Source organism: Ruegeria hyattellae (genome assembly GCF_041537925.1).
Taxonomy (GTDB): domain Bacteria; phylum Pseudomonadota; class Alphaproteobacteria; order Rhodobacterales; family Rhodobacteraceae; genus Ruegeria_C.
Genome location: NZ_JBGOSH010000001.1, coordinates 148592 through 170367 on the forward strand (window position 1 = coordinate 148592; position 21776 = coordinate 170367).

The 21776-nt window shown below is 62.7% G+C and carries 19 protein-coding genes; 11 read left to right on the forward strand and 8 right to left on the reverse strand.

Going from position 1 to position 21776, the window contains the following annotated elements; all coding sequences use genetic code 11:
- Positions 1 to 4: 4 nt before the first annotated feature.
- Positions 5 to 451: a type II toxin-antitoxin system RatA family toxin gene (locus AB1E33_RS00730; RefSeq protein ID WP_372575342.1), complete on the forward strand. Its 447-nt coding sequence runs from the start codon at positions 5 to 7 to the stop codon at positions 449 to 451.
- A gap of 36 nt (positions 452 to 487) precedes the next feature.
- Positions 488 to 1783 (forward strand): MmgE/PrpD family protein, encoded by a 1296-nt coding sequence (locus AB1E33_RS00735; protein ID WP_372575343.1) that lies wholly within the window; start codon positions 488 to 490, stop codon positions 1781 to 1783.
- A gap of 66 nt (positions 1784 to 1849) precedes the next feature.
- Here AB1E33_RS00735 and AB1E33_RS00740 read toward each other — a convergent pair whose 3' ends face one another.
- The 4 genes from AB1E33_RS00740 to AB1E33_RS00755 all read right to left on the reverse strand — a co-directional run bounded on the left by AB1E33_RS00740 (position 1850) and on the right by AB1E33_RS00755 (position 5315).
- Positions 1850 to 3031, reverse strand: coding sequence for an ammonium transporter (locus AB1E33_RS00740; protein ID WP_372575344.1), 1182 nt, complete (start codon positions 3029 to 3031; stop codon positions 1850 to 1852).
- A 180-nt stretch (positions 3032 to 3211) separates the two neighbouring features.
- Positions 3212 to 3691, reverse strand: a complete 480-nt coding sequence (locus tag AB1E33_RS00745) for a CinA family protein (protein ID WP_372575345.1) — start codon at positions 3689 to 3691, stop codon at positions 3212 to 3214.
- A complete protein-coding gene (locus AB1E33_RS00750) occupies positions 3688 to 4185 on the reverse strand; it encodes a phosphatidylglycerophosphatase A family protein (RefSeq protein WP_372575346.1) in 498 nt (165 codons plus the stop codon). The genes AB1E33_RS00745 and AB1E33_RS00750 overlap by 4 nt, the downstream gene beginning before the upstream one ends.
- Positions 4182 to 5315 carry a bifunctional 2-C-methyl-D-erythritol 4-phosphate cytidylyltransferase/2-C-methyl-D-erythritol 2,4-cyclodiphosphate synthase gene (locus AB1E33_RS00755; protein WP_372575347.1) on the reverse strand — a complete coding sequence of 378 codons (1134 nt, stop codon included), beginning with the start codon at positions 5313 to 5315 and terminating at the stop codon, positions 4182 to 4184. The genes AB1E33_RS00750 and AB1E33_RS00755 overlap by 4 nt, the downstream gene beginning before the upstream one ends.
- A gap of 238 nt (positions 5316 to 5553) precedes the next feature.
- On the opposite strand from AB1E33_RS00755, the gene dusB reads away from it, so the two are divergent.
- From dusB to ntrX, 5 genes are all read left to right on the forward strand, one after another.
- Positions 5554 to 6483, forward strand: a complete 930-nt coding sequence (gene dusB / locus AB1E33_RS00760) for a tRNA dihydrouridine synthase DusB (protein ID WP_372575947.1) — start codon at positions 5554 to 5556, stop codon at positions 6481 to 6483.
- Positions 6480 to 7562 carry a two-component system sensor histidine kinase NtrB gene (locus tag AB1E33_RS00765; protein WP_372575348.1) on the forward strand — a complete coding sequence of 361 codons (1083 nt, stop codon included), beginning with the start codon at positions 6480 to 6482 and terminating at the stop codon, positions 7560 to 7562. Before dusB ends, AB1E33_RS00765 begins: the two co-directional genes overlap by 4 nt.
- Positions 7562 to 8929: a response regulator gene (locus AB1E33_RS00770; protein ID WP_372575349.1), complete on the forward strand. Its 1368-nt coding sequence runs from the start codon at positions 7562 to 7564 to the stop codon at positions 8927 to 8929. Before AB1E33_RS00765 ends, AB1E33_RS00770 begins: the two co-directional genes overlap by 1 nt.
- Before the next feature lie 99 nt (positions 8930 to 9028).
- Entirely contained in the window at positions 9029 to 11314 is a 2286-nt protein-coding gene (locus AB1E33_RS00775) for a sensor histidine kinase NtrY-like (protein ID WP_372575350.1), read from the forward strand.
- Complete coding sequence (gene ntrX / locus AB1E33_RS00780; protein ID WP_372575351.1) at positions 11307 to 12722, forward strand: nitrogen assimilation response regulator NtrX; 1416 nt, start codon at positions 11307 to 11309, stop codon at positions 12720 to 12722. Before AB1E33_RS00775 ends, ntrX begins: the two co-directional genes overlap by 8 nt.
- Positions 12723 to 12736: 14 nt before the next feature.
- Here the strand turns inward: ntrX and AB1E33_RS00785 are convergent, their stop codons facing one another.
- Positions 12737 to 13222, reverse strand: coding sequence for a hypothetical protein (locus AB1E33_RS00785; protein WP_372575352.1), 486 nt, complete (start codon positions 13220 to 13222; stop codon positions 12737 to 12739).
- 96 nt (positions 13223 to 13318) lie between these two features.
- Here AB1E33_RS00785 and trkA point away from each other — a divergent pair, with 96 nt between their 5' ends.
- From trkA to hflX, 4 genes are all read left to right on the forward strand, one after another.
- Positions 13319 to 14695: a Trk system potassium transporter TrkA gene (trkA, locus tag AB1E33_RS00790; RefSeq protein WP_372575353.1), complete on the forward strand. Its 1377-nt coding sequence runs from the start codon at positions 13319 to 13321 to the stop codon at positions 14693 to 14695.
- Positions 14695 to 16230, forward strand: a complete 1536-nt coding sequence (locus AB1E33_RS00795; RefSeq protein ID WP_372575354.1) for a TrkH family potassium uptake protein — start codon at positions 14695 to 14697, stop codon at positions 16228 to 16230. Before trkA ends, AB1E33_RS00795 begins: the two co-directional genes overlap by 1 nt.
- Positions 16231 to 16360: 130 nt before the next feature.
- Positions 16361 to 16600: an RNA chaperone Hfq gene (gene hfq / locus AB1E33_RS00800; protein ID WP_008204623.1), complete on the forward strand. Its 240-nt coding sequence runs from the start codon at positions 16361 to 16363 to the stop codon at positions 16598 to 16600.
- Complete coding sequence (hflX, locus tag AB1E33_RS00805; protein WP_372575355.1) at positions 16600 to 17871, forward strand: GTPase HflX; 1272 nt, start codon at positions 16600 to 16602, stop codon at positions 17869 to 17871. The genes hfq and hflX overlap by 1 nt, the downstream gene beginning before the upstream one ends.
- A 155-nt stretch (positions 17872 to 18026) precedes the next feature.
- Here the strand turns inward: hflX and AB1E33_RS00810 are convergent, their stop codons facing one another.
- The 3 genes from AB1E33_RS00810 to AB1E33_RS00820 form a co-directional block, all read right to left on the reverse strand.
- Positions 18027 to 18422 (reverse strand): nuclear transport factor 2 family protein, encoded by a 396-nt coding sequence (locus AB1E33_RS00810; RefSeq protein ID WP_372575356.1) that lies wholly within the window; start codon positions 18420 to 18422, stop codon positions 18027 to 18029.
- A gap of 67 nt (positions 18423 to 18489) precedes the next feature.
- Positions 18490 to 20952, reverse strand: a complete 2463-nt coding sequence (locus AB1E33_RS00815; protein ID WP_372575357.1) for a penicillin acylase family protein — start codon at positions 20950 to 20952, stop codon at positions 18490 to 18492.
- Between the two features lie 133 nt (positions 20953 to 21085).
- Positions 21086 to 21658, reverse strand: a complete 573-nt coding sequence (locus tag AB1E33_RS00820; RefSeq protein ID WP_372575358.1) for a lipid-binding SYLF domain-containing protein — start codon at positions 21656 to 21658, stop codon at positions 21086 to 21088.
- Positions 21659 to 21776 lie beyond the last annotated feature (118 nt).

Below are 21776 nucleotides of genomic sequence, written 5' to 3' on the forward strand. Positions count from 1 at the left end.
TCCGATGCCAACCCATTCCGAGACCAGACGCCTGCCATTTACCGCCCAGCAGATGTACGATCTGGTGGCAGATGTGGGGAAATACCCCGAGTTTCTGCCCTGGTGCGCGGCGGCCCGGATGCGGCGGACCTATGATGATGGCCGCGCGCGGGTGCTGGAAGCGGATCTGGTGATTTCGTTCAAAGTGTTCCGCGAGAAGTTCGGCAGCCGGGTGACGCTGTTTGATACCGATCACCGGATCGATACCGAATATCTGGACGGTCCGTTCAAATACATGAAATCCAACTGGTCGTTTGCGGATGCGCCCGAGGGTGGCTGCGATGTGTCTTTCCACGTGGATTTCGAATTCAGGAATGCGTTGCTGCAAAAGATTATTGGCGTGGTCTTCAACGAGGCGATGCACCGGATCGTGCGCGCCTTCGAAGAACGTGCGCAGGTGCTCTACGGATAGGCTTTACCGCACGCGAGTGGGCGCTAGACTGCGCTCATGACCAAACTGACATCCGAACTTGCCGGGTTTGCCACCGGTCCCATCACCACAACTGCTGCGGCGCGCCTGATCACCGCCTTGTCGGTCCTTGACTGGTTTTCGGTAGGCTGCGCAGGCGCTGAGGAGCCGGTGTCGCGGATCATTCGGGACATGGTCCTGTCCGAGGGAGGGATGGGGCAGGCGCATCTCTTTGGAGGCGCTGCCGTGCCCGCACGGGCGGCAGCACTGGTCAATGGCACCGTGTCCCATGCGCTGGACTATGACGACACACATTTTGCCCATATCGGCCATCCTTCGGTTGCGGTGATCCCGGCGGCCCTGGCCCTGGGCGAGTTGCACGAATTGCCGCTGGTCGCAGTTCAAGAGGCCGCGCTGGTCGGGATGGAGCTGTCGATCCGCGCCGGTCTCTGGTTGGGGCGTGGGCATTACCAGACCGGGTTTCACCAGACCGCGACCGCCGGTGCCTTTGGCGCGGCGGCGGCGGCCGGGCGGCTCGTTGGTTTGACACCGGACCAGATGGCACAGGTGTTTGGCCTGGCCGCAACCCGCTCGGCGGGTCTCAAGGCGCAGTTCGGCACCATGGGCAAGCCTTATAACGCCGGCATCGCCGCAAGTTGCGGGGTCGAGGTGGTGCAACTGGTGCAGCGGGGGTTCGTCGCTAATCCAAACGCGATGGAGGGGCCGGCCGGCTTTGGTGCCACCCATCACGGCGCGGATGATCTTGACGCGGCGCTGGACGGGATCGGACAGACATGGTTGTTCGAAGGCGTCAGCCACAAGTTCCACGCCTGCTGCCACGGTCTGCATGCCGCGTTGGAGGCGGCGCGCAGTCTCGACATAGCCGAACCGGAAGTGGCCGAAATGGCGGTCAAAACCCATCCGCGCTGGATGAGCGTGTGCAATCAGCCTGCGCCTGACACCGGGCTGGGCGCGAAATTCTCCTACCGCACCGTATTGGCGATGCGGGCGCTGGGATATGACACAGCACGGCTCGACAGCTATTCCGAAAGGGTTTGCGCCGATCCCAGGCTGCAACGCCTGCGCGATCACATCACTGTCGAGGCCGACGAGACCCTGACTGAGACACAAGCTCATCTGAGCGTGCTGCGCCGCGACGGGCAACGGCTGGAGGCCAGTCACGACCTGTTGGAACCGCTCTCGCTCGCCAACCGCGAGGAACGGGTGCGCGCCAAGTCGGCCAAGTTGATCGGCGGGCAGATGAGCGATGAGATCTGGTCGCTGCTGCGCACCGGTGGGTCGGCGGCCGAGCTTGCCACGCGGATGGCGGAATAGCAAAAGCGGGCCTCGCTCGAGACCCGCTTTCCGGCCGCTTCCGGCCTGACGCAGCAAAAGGTGGGCTCAGCTGGTCATGTCGTAGGCGCGCTCTCCATGTACCGAGAGGTCGAGCCCGTTGGTTTCCGTCTCGGCGTCTACCCGCAGCGGCGTAACCAGCGCAACCAGTTTTACCAGGATGACGGTCGCCACCACGGTGAACAGCCCGACAATGGTCAGGCTGCCAAGCTGCGCAGCCCACGCACCCTGACCGAAGACGGCGATCATGATGGTGCCAAAGATGCCGCCCACGCCATGCACGGCAAAGACATCCAGAGTGTCGTCGATTTTCAGCAAGTTGCGGACCAGATTCACCGCTTCCTGACACAGGATACCGGCGACAAACCCGATGATCAGCGCCTCAATCGGGCCGACAAATCCACTGGCAGGGGTGATCGAGGCTAGGCCTGCGATGGTGCCGGTGACCAGACCTACCATCGAGGCCTTGCCGTATTTGATCTTTTCCCAAAGCGCCCAGCTGAGTGAGGCGGTCGCGGCCGAGAGATGAGTGACCGTCAGCGCCATTGCCGCGCCGCCATCTGCGGCCAGTTGCGAGCCGCCATTGAAACCGAACCAGCCAACCCAAAGCATCGCCGCTCCGATCATCACAAAGCCGGGGCTGTGCGGCGGTGTGGTGTGGTTGCGGCGCGGACCTAGGAAGACGGCGATCACAAGCGCTGCCAGACCGGCAGTTTCATGCACTACGATACCACCGGCAAAGTCGCGCACGCCGATTTCGCCAAAGATGCCGCCATCAGAAAGGAACCCGCCGCCCCAGATCCAATGCACCACCGGCGCATAGACCAGCAGCATCCACAGGCCCGAGAAGGTCAGCACAAATCCAAAGCCGATGCGTTCAACATAGGCACCGACGATCAAGGCGGGTGTGATGATCGCAAATGTCATCTGGAAGGCAAAGAACAGAACCTCGGGCAGGGTTCCTGCCAGCGTCTCGGGCGTGATGCCAAGCAGGAAGATCTTGTCCAGCCCGCCCCAATAACCGCTGGTTCCGCCGCCGAACGCGATCGAATAACCCGCTACGAGCCAGAGAATGCTCATCAGACAGGCGATTGAGAAACAGTGCATGAACACGCTGAGCACATTTCGGGCGCGCACGAGGCCGCCATAAAACAGCGCCAGTCCCGGCAATGTCATGAAGAGGACCAGCGCGGTTGCCACGATGATCCAGGCTGTGTCGGCTCCGTTCATGAACCGATCTCCTTTTCTGCCTGCGCGCGATGCGAGTGCATCGCTGGTGTGTGATGTTGCAGGCGTTTCAATCGGAGGAACGGTGGGGAAAAAAGAGGCAGAGGGCAGAAAACCAGCCCATTTTGCACGCTTTTTGTACAGTGGTTAAAAATTGGGCGGCATTCGGCGCGGGTGGGTCACTTATTGATCGCTGCGCAAAGCGGCCTTTCCCAGACAGGCCAGCGCGTGATCGCGCGAGGCCTCGCGCACCTTGTCGCGTCCCAGCGCGCCGAATTCGATGGTTTCAGTGTGGGTCTGCGCGGTTTTGGCGGCGATACCGAAACAGACGCGCCCCTCGGGCTTGAACTCGGACCCGCCGGGGCCTGCGATACCGGTGATCGAGACGGCAATGTCCGCCGTGCTGTGCGCCAGTGCCCCCTCGGCCATCTCTGCCGCCACCTCTTCGGACACCGCGCCATGGGCGGTGAGCGTTTCGGCGTTGACTCCCAGCATCCGCTGTTTGGCGGTGTTGGAATAGGTGACGAAGCCGCATTCGACCACGTCCGAACTGCCCGCAATGTCGGTCAGCGCCGCGGCAACCATGCCACCGGTACAGCTTTCGGCGGTGCAGATGCGCAAGCCTCGCGCGCGGGCAAGGGCCAGAAGCGCTTCGGCGGTCAAAGCCCCAGTACCCCATGTGACAGGAAGGCCAAAGCCACAACACCGATGGCGGCGAATACCCCGGCGATCAGATCGTCCAGCATTACGCCCAGCGGATCGCCCCGCCGGTCGGCCCACCCCACAGGGCCGGGCTTGGTGATGTCGAAGAGGCGGAAAAGCAGGAACGCCGCGATCCAGCCGGGCCAGAGCGCCGAGATATCCAGACCGTGCGCCCAGGCCGGGGCCGACACCGCCCAGAGCGCCACGAACTGCCCGGCCACTTCATCGATCACGATCTCGGACGGGTCGTGATCGTCGTTGTCCTTTGTCATCACATGCGTCGCCCAGTTCCCGATCAGAGCGACAAGCAACGTTGCCAGAAACAGCAGAGGAAAACCGCCCAGCAGATGCAGAACCCAGGCCATTGGCAGGGCTGCCAGCGACCCCCATGTACCCGGCGCGGGGCGCAGATAGCCGACGCCGCCCACGGTGGCGATGATCCGGGCCAGCCTCATGATCGTACCAGACAGGCGGTGGCGAGTGCAGCAATACCTTCCTCGCGCCCGGTGAAACCCAGCCGCTCCGAGGTGGTGGCCTTGATCGAGATCTGATCGGGTTCCAGCCCCATGATCCGCGCCATTTCCGTTTGCATATCAGCGGCATGGGGCCCGATCTTCGGGTGTTCACAGACCAAGGTGCAGTCGATGTTGGCAATCCGGTAGCCGCTGTCACCGGCAAGCCTCACCGCGTGGGTAAGGAAAATCTCGCTCGCGGCGCCTTTCCATTGCGGGTCCGAGGGCGGAAAGTGCCGCCCGATATCGCCCTGCGCCAGTGCGCCATAGATCGCGTCGGTGACCGCATGCATGCCCACATCGGCATCGGAATGCCCCTGCAGCCCGCGCCCATGCGGAATGGGGAGACCGCACAGGATCACATGATCGCCCGGCCCGAAGCGGTGCACGTCATAGCCATTGCCCAGTCTCACATCCATGTCGCGTCCCAATATCCTTTCTGCGCGGGCGAAATCCTCGGCCCGCGTGATCTTCAGATTGTCTGCCTCGCCCGGTACGATGGCAACCTGCGCCCCCGCCGCGCGCGCCACTTCGACATCGTCGGCAGCCTCACCCGAGCGGACCTCATGCGCGGCGCAGATCAGCGCATAGTCGAACCCCTGCGGGGTCTGCGCCGCATAAAGCCCGGCACGGTCACGCGTGCCCTCGACAACCCCTTCCGCGCCTGACCAGAGCGCATCGGTGACCGCCAAACCCGGTGCGGCGGCATCGTGACTTTCGAGCGCCTCCAGCACCGCTCGAATGAGTGCCGCAGTTACACAAGGCCGCGCCACATCATGGATCAGCACCCGCGTTACGCCGCGACCTTTCAACGCCTGCAAACCATTACGCACCGAGTCGGCGCGCTCGGCACCACCCTTGGCAAGCAGCAAGTCCGAAGCGCCGAACTCGGCCCAGGCTTCGGAATCGTCTGGTGGCAGGACCAGCACCAGATGCGCGATCTCGGGCAGGCGGAAGCGGTCCAGCGTCCAGTCGACCACGCGCCGACCCGCCAGCGGGCGCCATTGTTTGGGCAGCCCGCCACCGGCCCGGCGTCCGCGCCCGGCGGCAACGATGATGGCGGCAGTTGTCATGGGCGCTGTGCTCCTGCTGGGGTCGGGGTCTGTTTAGGACCAGAGAGGAGCAAGGGCAATCACTCCGATCATCTGCTTAAAAATTGTGCAAACGGATTTACGGCAGGGCATTATCGGGCCTGTTTTCTTGTGCATTTCACAGGGTTTCGATACCACCAAGAAAAATGCACAAGGATTGGGCAAAGTGACCCTGCATCTTGCCGACAAACACATCTCGCCTCCGGTGATTCTGGCCCCGATGGCCGGAATCACCGATCGCCCGTTCCGCGATCTGGTGATGCGCTTTGGTGCCGGGTTGGTGGTGAGCGAGATGGTGGCCAGTCAGGAGATGGTGCAGGCCAAGCCCGGCGTCCGTGAACGCGCCGAGATCGGCGCCGACGTGGAAAACACCGCCGTTCAGCTGGCAGGGCGCGATGCCGCATGGATGGCCGAGGCGGCGCGGCAGGTGGCCGACCGGGGTGCGCGAATCATCGACATCAACATGGGCTGCCCGGCCAAGAAGGTGACCAGCGGCTATTCCGGCTCGGCCCTGATGAAAACCCCCGATCACGCGCTGAGCCTGATCGAAGCGGTGGTGGGCGCCGTGGACATACCCGTAACGCTCAAGACCCGGCTGGGCTGGGATGACCAGCTGCTGAACGCGCCAGAGATCGCCAGCCGGGCTGAGGCGGCAGGCGTGCGGATGATCACCATTCACGGGCGCACGCGGTGCCAGTTCTACAAGGGCCATGCCGATTGGCAGGCGATAAGTGCCGTGAAACAGGCGGTTGCGATCCCGGTTGTTGCGAATGGGGATATCGTCGATCTGGCTTCAGCCCGGATCGCGCTCAAGTGTTCTGGCGCGGATGGTGTCATGGTTGGGCGTGGCGCACAGGGGCGGCCCTGGCTGCTGGCGGAAATCGCGGCGTCGCTGGGTTCTTCCGCCTATCCCGACATTCCAATCGGTCAGGCGCTGGGTGATATGGTCTGTGCGCATTACGAGGCGATGCTGGGCTTCTACGGGTCCGAGCTGGGCCTGCGTGTCGCGCGCAAGCATCTGGGCTGGTACATGGACCGGGCCGGAACGTCCGCCGCACAGCGCCGCCAGGTCCTGACCAGCAGAGATTCGGATGAGGTACTGCACCTGCTGGCATCGGCGCTGGACGTGTCGGGGGAGCAGGTCGCATGACCCCGGATCAGACCCTCTGGGCCTCGCTGCCGGTGCCCGCCTTCGTGATCGACGCCGAGGATCGGATCGAAGACGCCAATTCCGCCGGAGAAGGGTTTCTGAACGCCTCGGTGAAATCGGTGGTGGGTTCGCCGGTCTGGGATCAGATCGCCATCGACGCCCCGATCGAAGAAGCGTTCGACCGCGCCCGAAACAACGGCACGCCTTTGTTCGTCAACGATATCGACGTCGGTACCGGCAGCCGCGCACCGTTGCAATGTGCCTTGCAGATAGCGCCAATGCTAGGCCTGCCGGGCAAGATGCTGATGCTGATCTCGCCCCGCGAACTGGCCGGGCGCATGACCCAGAGCCATACGGTGAAATCCGCCGCGCAATCGGCCATCGGCATGGCCGAGATGCTGGCGCACGAAATCAAGAACCCGCTGGCGGGGATCACCGGGGCGGCGCAGTTGCTCAGCATGAACCTGGCCCCCGAGGATCTGGAACTGACCGATCTGATCGTGGCCGAAAGCCGTCGCATCGTGAAATTGCTGGAGCAGGTCGAGCAATTCGGCAATCTCAGGCCGCCGGATTTCCGCCCCGTTAACATCCACGATGTGCTGGACCGGGCGCGGCGCTCGGCCTTGCTGGGCTTTGGTGCGCAGATGAAGATCATCGAGGATTATGACCCCTCGCTGCCGCTGGCACTTGGCGATCCCGACCAGTTGCTGCAGGTGGTGCTGAACTTGTTGCGCAACGCCTCCGAGGTGGCCGAGCCCAAGGGCGGGACGATCCGGTTGCACAGCTATTTTGAACATTCCTTCCGCCTGCGCCGCAGTGACGGGACCGGTCAGTCGCTGCCACTGCAGGTCGAGATCATCGATGACGGGCCGGGCTTGCCCGAAGATATCCGAAACGACGTATTCGACCCGTTCGTATCCGGGCGCGAGAACGGCACCGGGCTGGGGCTGGCGCTGGTGAGCAAGATCGTCTCGGACCATAACGGATGGATTACGGTCACATCGGTTCCTGGGCGAACTGTGTTTCGGCTGTCGCTCCCCCAGGTGCCGCGCAGCCATGACTTAGAGGAGAAGACCTGATGGATGGCACCGTTCTTGTCGCCGATGACGACCGCACGATCCGCACGGTTCTGACACAGGCGCTGACGCGGGCAGGGTGCAAGGTGCATGCCACCTCGTCGCTGACCACGCTGATGCGCTGGGTGGGCGAGGGCAAGGGTGATCTGGTGATCTCGGACGTGGTCATGCCGGATGGCAACGGGCTGGAGATGCTGCCCAAGATCAACGCCGACCGGCCCGGTTTGCCGGTGATCGTGATCTCGGCGCAGAACACCATCATGACCGCTATTCAGGCGGCCGAGGCGGACGCCTATGACTACCTGCCCAAACCGTTCGACCTGCCGGACCTGATGAAACGCACCGCGCGGGCGCTGGAGCAGCGCCGCCGCAGCCCGGCAGAAGCGCCGGCAGATGACGGCGCGCGCCCCGAGGAATTGCCACTGGTCGGGCGGACGCCTGCGATGCAGGCGCTCTACCGGTTGGTGGCGCGGGTGATGAACACCGATCTGCCGGTGCTGATCTCGGGCGAAAGCGGCACCGGCAAGTCCCTGATCGCGAGGGCGATTCACGACTTCTCGGACCGGCGGACATTGCCCTTTGTGACCGTCACCGCCGCCGACCTGCAGGATCTAGAAGGCCCCGCACGGGTGCTGGCGCGGGTCAAGGGTGGCACGCTGCTGATCGACGAGGTCTCGGATATCGAGGATGAGATCCAGGCCCGGATCGTGCGCATGATGGATGCGCCCGGCGATCACGTGCCCCGTTTCATGGCGACCAGCCAGGACGATCTGGCCTCGGCGATGGAAAATGGCCGGGTGCGGCAGGATCTGTATTACCGGCTCAGCGGCGCCACGGTGCAGGTGCCCGCGCTGCGCGAACGGGTCGACGACATTCCGCTGCTGGCCGAACATTTCCTGGGCCGGGCCGAGCGCGATGGCGCGCCCAAGCGCTGGCTGAGCGAGGACGCCCATGAGCTGGTCCGGGTCTATTCCTGGCCCGGCAATGTGCGCCAGTTGGAAAACGCGGTGCGGCGGTTGGGCCTGACCAGCCGCGCCGATGAGATCACCCGAACCGAGGTTGAGTCGGTGCTGGGCAGCCAGCCCGAGGCCGAGCCAGCCCTTGGCGGCGGTGATTCCGAGAAGCTTTCAGCTTCTGTCGGGCGGCATTTGCGGCGTTATTTCGACCTGCATGGCGGGATGCTGCCACCACCCGGCCTTTACCAGAGGATTCTGCGCGAAGTCGAAGGCCCGCTTATAGAAATCGCGCTGGACGCGACTGGTGGGAATCAGGCGAAATGCGCCGATCTCTTGGGGATCAACCGGAATACGTTGAGAAAAAAGATCTCGGATCTCGATATAAAGGTGACACGCAGACGCAAACTGATGTAATATCGCCACACAAACCGTGGCAATCAGGTTTCGGCCTGGGAACGACCACGAGATATGGCGGTACGTCGCTTCGGCGACACATCAGAATGAGGGTAGCAGGTGGCAACCTGGTCACAGCACGGGCCAATTCCATCCCTGAGTCAGTGGAGAAAGTCCCGAAGGGCCCGGAATTTCGGGACTTTGGGTCTTGTTGTGCTTGGCCCGGTACTGACGCTGGCCACCTATCTGGTGATCGGTCCGTTCGAGTTGGATGTCTCAGCACCGACGCTGCGGCTAATCCTGCTGACCGATCTTGTCTATATTCTGGTTCTGGCCGCCCTTGTGCTGGCACAGGTCGGGCGACTGGTGGCGGCACGGCGCGCGAAGTCGGCAGGCTCGCGGCTGCACTTGCGTTTGATCGGTGTCTTCACCTTTCTGGCGCTGGTGCCCACCGTGACGGTGGCGGTCTTTGCTGGCCTGACGGTGAATATCGGGCTTGAGGGCTGGTTCTCGGACCGGGTGCGGCAGGTGGTCGGAAATTCGCTAGCCGCTGCCGAGGCTTATGAGGCCGAGCATCGCGAAGACCTTAGCCAGGACGCGCAGGCGCTAGGGCGGTTCCTGGATCAGGCACGATCGATCGACTTCTACATCAATGACGGGGAATTGCGCGAAGTGCTGTCGCGGGGTCAGGCACAGATCCAGCGCGGCTTGAAAGAGGCCTATATCATCGACGGCACCGGCGGGATCCGGGTGCGGGGCGATCGCTCGTACCTGTTTGATTTCGAGGCGCCTACGCCCGAACAGGTGACGCAGGCCGAAACCGGCGGCGAGTTGATCGTGCAGGACTGGGACAACAATGAGTTCCGCGCCATCGTACCGCTCTTTGCCTATCTCGACCGCTATCTCTATGTCAGCCGCGAGGTGGATGGCGAGATTCTGAACCTGCTGGACGACACCAAGGAAACCGTGCGGCTTTATCAGCAGCTGGAGAGCGAACGGGGCAGGGTGCTTTTCGAGTTTGGCCTGCTTTATCTGGGCTTTGCGCTGATCCTGATCCTGGCGGCGGTATGGCTGGGGCTGTGGTTCGCCGAACGCCTGTCGCGCCCGGTAGGTCGGCTGACCACGGCGGCGCAGCGGGTCGGCGCTGGTGATCTGGGCGTGCAGGTGGTCGAGGAAAAAGGCGATGACGAGATCGCCATGCTGGGGCGCTATTTCAACCAGATGACCCGACAGCTCAAGGGCCAGCGCGACACGCTCTTGGAAAACACCCGCCAGATCGAAAGCCGCCGCAGGCTGTTTGACTCGGTGCTCAGTTCGGTGACCTCGGGCGTTGTCGGGCTGGACCCCGATGGCTGTGTGACCTTCGTGAACCGGTCCGCCGAACGGCTGCTGGACTGGTCCGGCGACGACCAGAACCCGGCCATCGGCGTTGCCGTGCCGGAATTTCTGCCGCTGTTCGAGGCGCTCAGGGGCGGTGGTAACGAGACTGCGCAGGGTGCCGTGAAAGTCACGCGAAAGGGCCGGGCCGAGAACCTGCTGGTGCGCATGGCGACGCGGCGCGGCGAAGATGGTCGGCTCGAAGGCTATGTAGTCGCCTTTGACGATGTCACAGATCTGGTCAGCGCCCAGCGGATGGCGGCCTGGGGCGACGTGGCGCGGCGCATCGCGCATGAGATCAAGAATCCGCTGACCCCGATCCAGCTGAGCGCCGAGCGCATCAAGCGCAAATTCTCGCGGCAACTGGATGAGGCCGATGCCGACACGCTGGTGTCGATGACCGATGTGATCGTCCGCCAGACCAACGATCTGCGCCGCATCGTCGACGAGTTCTCGAAATTTGCGCGGATGCCCGAACCGGTGCGCCGCGAAGAAGACCTGACCCAGATCGTTCGCGATGCGGTTCTGCTGCAGCAGACCGGGCAGCCGGATGTGAAGGTATCAGCGACTCTGCCCGATGGACCGGTGATGAGCGATGTGGACTCTACCATGCTGAGCCAAGCCTTGACAAATCTGATCAAGAACGCGGGTGAAGCAATTGAAACATTGAAGAAAAAAGGCGCACCCAAAAATCTTGCGCCGGAAATTCAGGTGACGTTGAACGACATGGGCGATGGCTACCAGATTACCATTGCCGACAATGGCATTGGTCTGCCGGAAGACCGCGCGCAGCTGTTCGAGCCGTACGTGACCACCCGGGACGAGGGCACCGGGCTGGGCCTGCCCATAGTCAAAAAGATCATCGAGGAACATGGGGGCAGTCTGGCGCTGGAAGATGCGCCGCTCTTTCAAGGACAGGACCATTTTGGCGCAATGGCCGTGATCCGACTTCCCGGGCCCGAGGCGGCCCGCAATTCCGCGCCAATCAGGCAAACAGGACAGAAAATGAAAGCGGGGCAAGATGAGTGATATTCTGATCGTTGACGACGAGCGCGACATTCGCGAACTGGTGTCCGACATTCTCGAGGATGAGGGCTATGCGACCCGTCTGGCGGGCAATTCCGATGACTGCATGGCAGCCATCAATGCCGAACCTCCGGGGTTGCTGATCCTGGATATCTGGCTGAAGGACAGCCGGATGGACGGGATCGACATCCTGAAGGCCGTCAAGCGCGACAACCCCGATATCCCGGTGGTCATCATTTCGGGACACGGCAATATCGAGATTGCAGTCGCCGCCATCAAACAGGGTGCCTATGACTTCATCGAAAAGCCGTTCAACATCGATCAGCTGATGGTGGTGATCCGCCGCGCGATGGAAACTTCACGTCTGCGCCGCGAGAATAGCGCGCTCAAACGCCGCGAAGTGACCAATGCCGACATGATCGGCAATTCGGCAGCCTTCCGCTCGATGCTGGGACAGCTAGAAAAGGTTACACGTTCCAACGGTCGCGTGATGCTGAGCGGCCCGGCGGGATCGGGCAAGGAAATCGCCGCACGCTTCGTGCACGCGCAGTCGAACCGCGCCAATGGCCCCTTTGTCACCGTGAACTGCGCCGGGGTCGAGCCCGAGCGGGTCGAAGAGGTGCTGTTCGGCCGCGAAACCGCCGAACGCGGGGTCGAGCCGGGCCTGCTGGAAGAGGCCCATGGCGGAGTGGTTTATTTCGACGAGGTGGCGGACATGCCGCTGGGCACCCAGTCCAAAATCCTGCGGGTGCTTGTCGATCAGCAGTTCCAGCGCGTCGGCGGATCGGACAAGGTGCGGGTCGATTTGCGGGTGATCTCTTCGACCAACAAGGACCTCGAGGAAGAAATCCGCGCCGACCGTTTCCGCGAAGAGCTGTTCCACCGCCTCAACGTGGTTCCGATCGACGTGCCGCCCCTGGAAGAGCGGCGCGAGGACATTCCACTGCTGGCTGAGCATTTCATCGAGATGTGCCACGAAACGCAAGGCCTGACGCCGCGCGCACTCAGCGACGAGGCCGTCGCGCTGATGCAGACCATGGCTTGGCCTGGCAACGTGCGCCAGCTCAAGAACCTGATCGAGCGGGTCCTGATACTGGGCGACAGCACCGGCCCCATCGAGGCGCGCGAGTTGCCCAGCGAGGAAGAGCGCGAAAGCGAAGAGGGCCGCGTGGTTCTGTCCGGTGCGCTGGCAACGCTGCCCCTGCGCGAGGCGCGCGAGGCGTTTGAACGCGAATACCTGCTGACCCAGATCAACCGCTTCGGCGGCAATATCAGCCGCACCGCTTCGTTTGTCGGCATGGAACGCAGCGCGCTGCACCGCAAGCTCAAATCACTGGGCGTGGTGACCTCGAACAAGGCGGGCAGCCGGGTTGCCCATGTGGATGAAGAGGTGACCGAGGCCGCGGAATAAACCGCGGCCCGGCGTCAGCCACCCGTGCTGGCGATCTGGGGCGTGACGATCTGGTAGCTTCGATCGTCGTTGCGGACGAAGCAGGAATTGCTGGATAGCTGCGGCAAGGTTGTCGTGCGGCCTGGCGGAACCTGCGACTTTACCGACTGGCTGCAGGCCGGAATGCTGACTGGCTGATAGCCCTTGTCGGCCATGCACAGGTCCAGAACCTTCGCCCGCAGCGTCTTGTTCGCGTCAACGCTATAGACCGGACCGGGTGCCCAGTAACTGTTTCCGCGCCAGCACTGGCCGCGATTGCAGTACCGGTCTCCGGGATAATAGACCGGCGGAGCCTGGCGGATCTGCGTGTTGACCGGAACCTCCTCCAGCGCCTGCACTTCGCAACGGGTGGTGTCATTCTGCTGGCGGGTGACCGAAACCCCGGGCTGGTAGTAGAGAGATAGCGGCCCGCATCCTGCAAGCATCATCCCAAACAGCGCAATCCGGATCAGCGTTTTCATAGGCTTACTGTGCCGCAGCGTGGCGGGCCTGACAATTCAATTGACCATGTTTTGGGCTTCTGTCATTCAGAAATCCGGCATGAAGGGACCAGTGCGATGAAGGTCATCATTTGTGGGGCCGGGCAGGTTGGCTGGCAGATCGCCCGCCATCTGTCTGGCGAGTTGAACGACGTGACCGTCGTCGACAACAATCCCGATCTGGTCCGGCGTGCCACCGAAACGCTGGACGTTCAGGGTATCTCGGGCTTTGCCAGCTACCCGGATGTGCTGGATCGGGCCGGGGCCGGGGACGCCGACATGATCATCGCAGCCACCCATTCCGACGAGGTCAACATGGTGACCTGTCAGGTGGCGCATTCGGTCTTTGGCATCCAGCGCAAGATTGCGAGGTTGCGGTCTCAATCCTATCTGACCGCAATCTATTCCGACCTCTACCGCCGCGACCATCTGCCGATCGATGTAGTGATCAGCCCCGAACGCGAAGTGGCCGCCGCCGCGATGCGCCGCCTCTCGGCGCCCGCCGCCTTCGATACCGAACTGTTCATGGAAGGCGACGCGCAACTGCTGGGCATTTCGGTCGACGAGGACTGCCCCGTCGTGAACACGCCGCTGCGGCAATTGACCGACTTGTTCTCGACGCTGCGCACCATCGTGGTGGGGATCCGGCGCGAGGGTACGCTGTTCGCCCCGGAACCGGGCGACCAAATATTTACCGGCGACGAGTGCTACGTCTTTACCCATGTGGACGATGTCGAACGCACGATGGAGGTATTCGGCAAAAAGCACGGCAAGCAAGACCGGGTGGTCATCGTCGGCGGCGGCAATGTCGGGCTGGAGGTCGCCAGCACGCTGGAACAGCACAAGACCCGCATTCGCGCCAAGGTGATCGAGCGGGACCGCAAATGCGCCGAAGTGGCTGCCGAGGCGCTGGAGCGCACCATCGTTCTGAACGGTGACGGGCTGGACGCCTCGTTGTTGGCCGAGGCCGGGATCGCCCGTGCCGACGCGATGCTGGCGGTGACCGATGACGACAAGACCAACCTGCTGGCCGCCGTGCGCGCCAAGTCCGAGGGCTGCCCGTTGGCCATCGCATTGATCAACGACCCCACGCTGGTGCCGCTGATGACCCCGCTGGGCATCGACGCCTATATCAACCCGCGCGCCACCACGGTCAGCTCAATCCTTCGCCATATCCGTCACGGGCGGGTGCGACAGGTTTATTCTATCGGTGACGCCGAGGCCGAGGTGATCGAGGCAGAAGTATTGTCCACCTCGCCCATGGCGGGCCAGAAACTGCGCGACATCGACTTCCCTGAAGGTGTCCTTGTGGGCGCGCTGCGCAAGGGCGACAAGGTCGTGCGGCCCTCGGGCGGGATGCGCATTGACGAGGGCGACACGATTGCGCTCTTTGCCATGGCCAAGGACGTGCCGGAGGTCGAACGCCTGATGCAGGTTTCGATCGACTTTTTCTGATGCCGCGCACCGCACAGAAGATCAGCCTGGTGCGGCAATTGCCGCTGTTTCTGCTGATCTGGGGCATTGCCTCGCTGTTGATGTGGGTCCCGGCGGTGATGGCGCTGATGCAGGACGACCACGACGTCTCGCGGTCGTTTTTCTATTCGGGCATCGTCGGGCTGACGGTGGTCACAATGATCTCGCTGGCGTTGCAGGGTCGCCAGTCGCGGCGTGGCACATTGGGTCAGTTGCTGGCGCTGATGGCAACATTCGCCTTGTTGCCGCTGTTTCTGGCGGTGCCATTTCACGACGCACTGCGCACGACGAGTTTTCTGAACGCCTATTTCGACATGGTCAGCGCGATCACAACGACGGGCGCGAACCTCTTCACCGAACCCGGACGGCTGGCACCCTCGCTGCATCTGTGGCGCGCGCTGGTGGCGTGGATGGGCGGGCTGGTCATGTGGATTTCCGCCGCCGCCATCTTGGCACCGCTGTCGCTTGGCGGCTTCGAGGTGACTGCGCGCGGTCAGCCGGGACGCGCCGTGCCGGGTGCCGCGCAATCCGAACGCGCCGACCCGCGGGGCCGGCTGATCCGGATCAGCCGCACGCTGGCACCTGTCTACCTGGGGCTGACGGCGGTGGTCTGCGTGTTGCTGCTGATCGCGGGCGAGGCGCAGCTGACCGCGATCTGCCACGCCATGTCGATCCTGGCGACGTCGGGGATCTCGCCAGTGGGGGGAATCGCCGGGTCGACCTCAGGCATCACCGGCGAGGCGATCCTGTTTCTGTTCATGTTCTTTGCACTGTCGCGGCTGACATTTTCCAGCGACACCGCCACCAGCGGTCATGCGCGGCTGGATCGGGACCCCGAGTTCCGCATTGGCGTGGCCATCGTCGTCGGTCTGCCGCTGCTGCTGTTCCTGCGGCACTGGCTGGCCGCCTTCGAGTTCGACGCGGTGGCGGATCTCGAATTTGCCCTGCGCTCGCTTTGGGGGTCGATGTTTACTGTTTTGTCCTACTTGACCACGACCGGATTTGTCAGCGCCGACTGGGAAGAGGCGCGGCAATGGTCTGGTCTGGGAAATCCCGGTCTGATCCTGCTGGGCCTTGCGCTGATCGGGGGGGGCGTGGCAACTACCGCAGGCGGCGTCAAGCTGTTGCGAGTATACGCCCTTTACCTCAATGGTTACAGAGAGATGGAGAAGCTTGTTCATCCATCCTCGGTCGATTCCGGCGACAAGGGAAACCGTCGTATCCGGCGCGACGGAGCGTTTATCGCCTGGATTTTCTTCATGCTGTTTGCCATCTCGCTGGCGGTTGTCAGCGCCTTGCTTGCGGCCTTTGGCCTTAGCTTTGACCAAGCGCTGGTACTGAGCATCGCCACGCTGTCGACTACTGGACCGCTGATCGAAATGTCGGGTGAAATCTCGATCCGGCTGGTGGAACTGAACGGCTGGGCCAAGCTGATCATGTGTCTGGCCATGGTGGTCGGCCGGCTTGAGACGCTGGCGATCATCGCGCTGATCACACCCGACCTGTGGCGCAATTGAACAGTTTTGCCACGGCTCACCCATTGTTAATTTTTCGTCTAGAATATCCCTTCCCGGCACTCCATACTTGACCTAGAGGGAGCGCGTTGGTCCGCAGCGCGTCGCAAGAACAAAGGCGAGAACAGAATTAATGGCTTCGGACAGACAGAATCTTCAGGATGCCTTCCTGAACCATGTAAGAAAAACCAAAGTTCCAGTCACAATATTCCTGATCAACGGCGTGAAACTGCAAGGTGTCATCACCTGGTTTGACAATTTCTGCGTGCTGTTGCGCCGCGATGGTCAGTCGCAGCTGGTCTACAAGCATGCGATTTCCACCATCATGCCGGCACAACCGATCAGCCTTTACGAGGGCGAAGACGCCTCTTGATGGAGCATGAGAGGGCGCGCACCCGGGCTTGGGTGCTGCATCCCGATATTCGATCAGACGCAGACCGCCGACCACCCGAACCGGCGCTTGAAGAGGCTATCGCACTAGCGGCGGCCTTGCCCGATCTGGATGTGATCGGTTCCGGCGTGGTGCGCCTTGCAAAACCGCAACCCGGTTATCTCTTTGGGTCGGGCAAGATCGAGGAACTGGGCGCCGCTCTGAAAGCCGCCGAGGTGGAATTGGTGCTGATCGACGGCCCGCTCAGCCCGGTGCAACAGCGCAACCTGGAAAAGGCGTGGAAGGTCAAGATACTCGACCGAACCGGGCTGATCCTCGAGATTTTCAGCGACCGCGCGCGGACCCGCGAAGGCGTGTTGCAGGTTGAAATGGCGGCCCTTTCTTACCAGCGCACGCGGCTGGTGCGGGCTTGGACCCACCTGGAACGGCAGCGCGGCGGGCTTGGCTTTGTGGGCGGCCCCGGCGAAACCCAGATCGAGGCGGACCGGCGTGCCATCGACGACCAACTTGTTCGGCTGAGGCGGCAATTGCAGAAAGTGGTCAAAACCCGCGAGTTGCACCGCAAGGCGCGCGCCAAGGTACCATATCCCATCGTGGCTCTGGTGGGCTATACCAACGCTGGCAAATCGACGCTGTTCAACCGGCTGACCGGAGCTGAAGTGATGGCCAAGGACATGCTATTTGCCACGCTCGATCCCACCATGCGGCGCGTGCAACTACCGGACGGGCCGGAAATGATCCTTTCGGATACGGTGGGTTTCATCTCGAACCTGCCCACCGAACTGGTCGCTGCCTTCCGCGCCACGCTGGAAGAGGTTCTGGCCGCTGATCTGATCCTGCATGTGCGCGACATCAGCCATGGAGAGTCCGAGGCGCAGGCGGCAGATGTCGAGGAAATCATGACCTCGCTTGGCGTTGAAGGGGATCGCCCCGGACTGGAAGTCTGGAACAAGATTGACCAATTGCCCGATGAACTCCGTAACAGCGTTCTGGTCCGGGCAAACCGCGAGGAGGGGGTCTTCGCCATTTCGGCGGTGACCGGTGAAGGGATCGACGCGCTGCTTGACCGGATCGCGGTTGAGCTGCAGGGCGCGCGCCATGAAACCGTGCTGCGGCTGGGCTTTTCCGACGGTCGCAAACGCGCATGGCTGTTCGAGCAGGACCTGATCCAGAGCGAGAAACAGACCGAAGACGGGTTCGAGATCATCGTGCTCTGGACCGGCAAACAAGAGGCCCAGTTCGCGGCGCTTTGATATCGGCGCGCAAGCTGGTCCGAAAACCGTCTTATACTATTTGGATCGCGCATTAGGGCACTTCGCAAAAGAATTGAATTACCTGACGTTGCCTGAAATCGGAGGTTTCAACGCGCCAAGTGATGCCGGGCGCCACAAGTTTTTCGAGCAGTGCCTTAACGCCCCTCAATTTGGCGCTGGTGGTCGTCGGGGTCGAACCAGATATGGGCCGAGCGGATACGTAGTTCGGCGTCCATCTCCCACTCTTCCCAGCCCCGTATGGTGACCTGATTGGCGGTCTCGGCATGGGTACCTTGCAGCGTCCAGGCAAAGAGCGCATGATCGCCTGCCTTGCGCATCGTATCGCAGCTCATGTCGAGATCGGGGAACTCGGTAAAGAACCCCTTTGCAACCTCCGCCACCGCAGCCTGACCGACCAGCGGCGCGCTGCGGCAGATGGTGATCTGGCCACCGGGCGCGAAAAAGCTGGCCACATAGTCGGGGTTGCCGGAACTCCAGGCCAAGGCATAGTTCCGCGCGAGATTTTGCAGTGTGTCCTGGGCTGTGGCCATCGTGGGAGTCTCCTTGCCTTAACACCGGCGAAACTATGCCAAACGGGTGCGCCGCGTCCAGACGGGCTTATTGCGGGATGAGCGTGGTCACGCCGACGGAGGCCGCCCGCGCCAGATCGGCATCCAGCGACATCGGGATGTATTCACCCCGTCGCCAAAGCTGGGCCTGATCGTCATAGTGACGGGATAGGAAATGGCCCGATTGGCCGGTGGAAATGACAAAGACCGAACTGTCGGGATCGGCGAAATCATAGACGCCTCGGAAACCGGCGCCATGCACGTTCTGGAACGGGGCAGGGTCCTCGCCGGATGTGCGGCCCCGTTGCAGTGTGTTGTCGCCGCCGCTGGTCGATTGTCTGATGTTCACGAAATAGCGCAGCACCGGAACCTTTCCCAGGATCGGGTGGTCGTGGGTCGCCTGATGCGCGTCGCCCCAGCGCAGGCTTTCGAGCGCGGTGCCATGGGTCTCGGCAATCCAGACCAGCGCATCGTCCAGCGCCAGGCGGGCAATCTCTGTGCAGCTTTCGACAGGCGCGCTCTGACTGACGTCGCACCAGACCGAGGCCCCGTCGACATCGCGGTAGACCCGTTCGATGAACAGCGGATCGACATGTTTGTACTCATCTGCAAGCGGCCCAAGCTCATCCTCGATCAGACGCTTTTGCAGGGCGCGCAGCCAGGCGGCATAGATCAGCGGTTCGGGAAGATGCTCGTTCATCTCGCCATTCCAGTCGGCCAGCAGCGAGAGGGCGATCTGGCGCTGGCGTTCGGGCGTGCCCTCGGGCGCGGCCTCGCCTGTGAACCACAGATCGGCGCCGATCAGCGGCAGCAGCGAGCGGGCGGTGAAGCTGACCGGATCGAGCTGCGCCTCGATGAAACTGTCGCGGGTATGCACCTGCCGCGACTGCATCAAGCGTTCCCAGCGGTTCACCCGCTGTGTGTCGCCCCAGCTATGAGAGACATGGTTTGGGAAGGGACGGTCGACCGTCTTGTTGTTGGTGTTGCCCAGCAAACCGCCGGCTGGCGACAGGAATGCGGGGTTGGTCTCGTAGGGCATGCGCCCCTGCCAACGGTTTTCGGGACGCCAACCCTGGCTTGGCATTCGCCCCTGGCTCTGGTGGCGCGCGTCGCGACGGGGGATCGCGCCCACGGTCTGCATCGCAACCGTTTCCCGGTCGGCCAGTGTCAGGTTCTGCGACGGCGCGATATAGCGTTCCCCGGCCTCGATCGCCTGCGCCACGGTCTTGGCGCTCATCAGCGCGATGGCGGCGGACATGGTCGTGTCCTTTGGGCTGAGCGCGGTCCAGGCCAGTGACACCACATGTCCCGGCGGGGTTATGGCGCCCAGATTGTACAGGCTGCCGGGAAGCACCGGGCCATTCTCGGTCCAGCGCAGGGTCAGGGTGATCGGGGCGGCGTTCTTGATCTGGATGATCGAGGGGCGGTTCTCGAACGGTTTGTAGCCATCGGGGGTCAGGTATTGCTCGGGGTCGTCGGGGTTGAGCTGTTCGATAAGGAGGTCCTGATCGTCCACATAAGATGAGGTGATACCCCAGCCGAGATAGTCGCTGCGCCCGGTCAAAACGGCCGGGATACCGGGAATGGTGCCACCGATCACCCCGCCCGAGGTCAATTCCAACCGCGCCAGATACCAGGTCGACGGGGCCGAGAAGCCCAGATGCGGATCATTGGCCAGCAGCGTTCCACCGCTGGCCGAGCGGGTGGGATCAGCAGCCCAAGCGTTCGAGGCGCCGGCAAGTCCGCGTTCCGGCACTGGTGAGACCGGATCGGTCGCGGGACGCGTGTCCGAGGCATAGCGGGGCAGGCCTTGGAACAGCGCCGAATATTCCGGCAGCGCGGCAATGCCGGTACCGGGCGCGTCGGGTAGAATGTCCCTCAGCCGGTCAGGATCGTTCAGCATCAGAGAGGTGCGGGCGCGTAGCACCTCTTCCTCCAGGTGGCCGGATAGTTGCAGCGCCATCAGCTTGATCATCGCAATGCTGTCGGCGGGGTGCCAGGGGGCCATCGGGGTTGGAAACAGGAACATCTCGGGCGCGCCACGGCCCAGCGACTCTTCGTTTATCTGGGTCAGGCGTGCATTCACGCCGGCAGCATAGGCGCGCAGCGCCACCATCGTCTCTTCGTCCTGAACCTCGACCGAGAGCTGTGCCGCGCGGTAGAGATCGAGCCGGCGCAACAGCCGGTCAATCCCGACCGTCCGGTCCCCGAATACCTCGGATAGGCGGCCCTGCACCGTGCGGCGCATCACCGTCATTTGCCAGAGGCGGTCCTGCGCATGGGCAAAGCCGAGGCCGAAATAGACATCCGCGTCACTCTCGCCGAAAATATGCGGTACATTGGCGTTGTCGCGCACGATCTCGACCGGCGCGCTCAGGTCTGCCACGGCAACCTCGCGGTTGTAATCGGGTCGGGACTGGCTGGCCAGGAAATAGACCAGTGCGATACCTGCCACGATCAGCAGGATCAGTCCGGTGGTAATCCGAAGCAACCAGCGAAAGATCAATCTCATGGGTGTCCCGTGCCTTCTGGATTCCGGATTGGGGCCAAACTAAATCAAGCGACAGGGGGCTGAAAGTCCGATTCCTTGAGAAATCCGACCGTGTTGACCGACGGAGACATAGCCCCGCCGGTAGAGCCAGGCATCAGGGGATGATGCGGGTGTATTTGGTGCCCTCGACCGTGGCGCCCAGCAGCAGACCGGCCTGCCCAAAGACCGCCGCGATCACCGGCGAGGTTGTGGTGGTGGTGGTGGCAGAGAGCTGTTCGCCCTGATCGCCGACCACATAGGCCAGATCAGCGCCTGCCTCCCATCCTTTGGAGCGGCGGAAGCTGCCCAGCGCGTCCTCGGTCATGAAGAACAATACGGTGGCATATTGCGCCGCGCCGATCTGCAGGCCCGCCGTGCCTTTGACGGTCTGGTAATAGTCGACGGTGACGCCATTGACCCGCAGCGCACCGCGCCCGTAGGCACCGCCAAAGCCGAAACCGGCTTCGGTGATCAGCGGCATCACCAGGATGCCATTGGCCTTGTTGCCTATCTCGACGGTGTTTGGATACTGGTTGTACAGCTCCTGCAGGGTCGCATCGACGCGGGCGTCGATCACGGCGGCGTTGGAGTTTCCGACGCCATTGCCGCAGGCGGCAGTGACGGTTAGGCCAGCCATGCCAAGGGCAAAGCCGCGACGGCTCAGTCGTGGGGATTGGGTACTGCTCATTTTCTCTGTCTCTGTAGTTGCCTGATAAGCCGGTTTGTCCGGTCTTGCGGCAAGCATACGCACAATGTCGGGCGCTGTCACCTTGTTCATGACAGCCCCGGGCGAGATACCGCCCGGA

Coding starts and splice junctions, on each gene's coding strand:
- AB1E33_RS00730 (WP_372575342.1), top strand. CDS start 5: ATGCCAACCCATTCCGAGACCAGACGCCTGCCATTTACCGCCCAGCAG.
- AB1E33_RS00735 (WP_372575343.1), top strand. CDS start 488: ATGACCAAACTGACATCCGAACTTGCCGGGTTTGCCACCGGTCCCATC.
- AB1E33_RS00740 (WP_372575344.1), bottom strand. CDS start 3,031: ATGAACGGAGCCGACACAGCCTGGATCATCGTGGCAACCGCGCTGGTC.
- AB1E33_RS00750 (WP_372575346.1), bottom strand. CDS start 4,185: ATGAGGCTGGCCCGGATCATCGCCACCGTGGGCGGCGTCGGCTATCTG.
- AB1E33_RS00755 (WP_372575347.1), bottom strand. CDS start 5,315: ATGACAACTGCCGCCATCATCGTTGCCGCCGGGCGCGGACGCCGGGCC.
- dusB (WP_372575947.1), top strand. CDS start 5,554: ATGGCCGGAATCACCGATCGCCCGTTCCGCGATCTGGTGATGCGCTTT.
- AB1E33_RS00765 (WP_372575348.1), top strand. CDS start 6,480: ATGACCCCGGATCAGACCCTCTGGGCCTCGCTGCCGGTGCCCGCCTTC.
- AB1E33_RS00770 (WP_372575349.1), top strand. CDS start 7,562: ATGGATGGCACCGTTCTTGTCGCCGATGACGACCGCACGATCCGCACG.
- ntrX (WP_372575351.1), top strand. CDS start 11,307: ATGAGTGATATTCTGATCGTTGACGACGAGCGCGACATTCGCGAACTG.
- AB1E33_RS00785 (WP_372575352.1), bottom strand. CDS start 13,222: ATGAAAACGCTGATCCGGATTGCGCTGTTTGGGATGATGCTTGCAGGA.
- trkA (WP_372575353.1), top strand. CDS start 13,319: ATGAAGGTCATCATTTGTGGGGCCGGGCAGGTTGGCTGGCAGATCGCC.
- AB1E33_RS00795 (WP_372575354.1), top strand. CDS start 14,695: ATGCCGCGCACCGCACAGAAGATCAGCCTGGTGCGGCAATTGCCGCTG.
- hfq (WP_008204623.1), top strand. CDS start 16,361: ATGGCTTCGGACAGACAGAATCTTCAGGATGCCTTCCTGAACCATGTA.
- hflX (WP_372575355.1), top strand. CDS start 16,600: ATGGAGCATGAGAGGGCGCGCACCCGGGCTTGGGTGCTGCATCCCGAT.
- AB1E33_RS00810 (WP_372575356.1), bottom strand. CDS start 18,422: ATGGCCACAGCCCAGGACACACTGCAAAATCTCGCGCGGAACTATGCC.
- AB1E33_RS00815 (WP_372575357.1), bottom strand. CDS start 20,952: ATGAGATTGATCTTTCGCTGGTTGCTTCGGATTACCACCGGACTGATC.
- AB1E33_RS00820 (WP_372575358.1), bottom strand. CDS start 21,658: ATGAGCAGTACCCAATCCCCACGACTGAGCCGTCGCGGCTTTGCCCTT.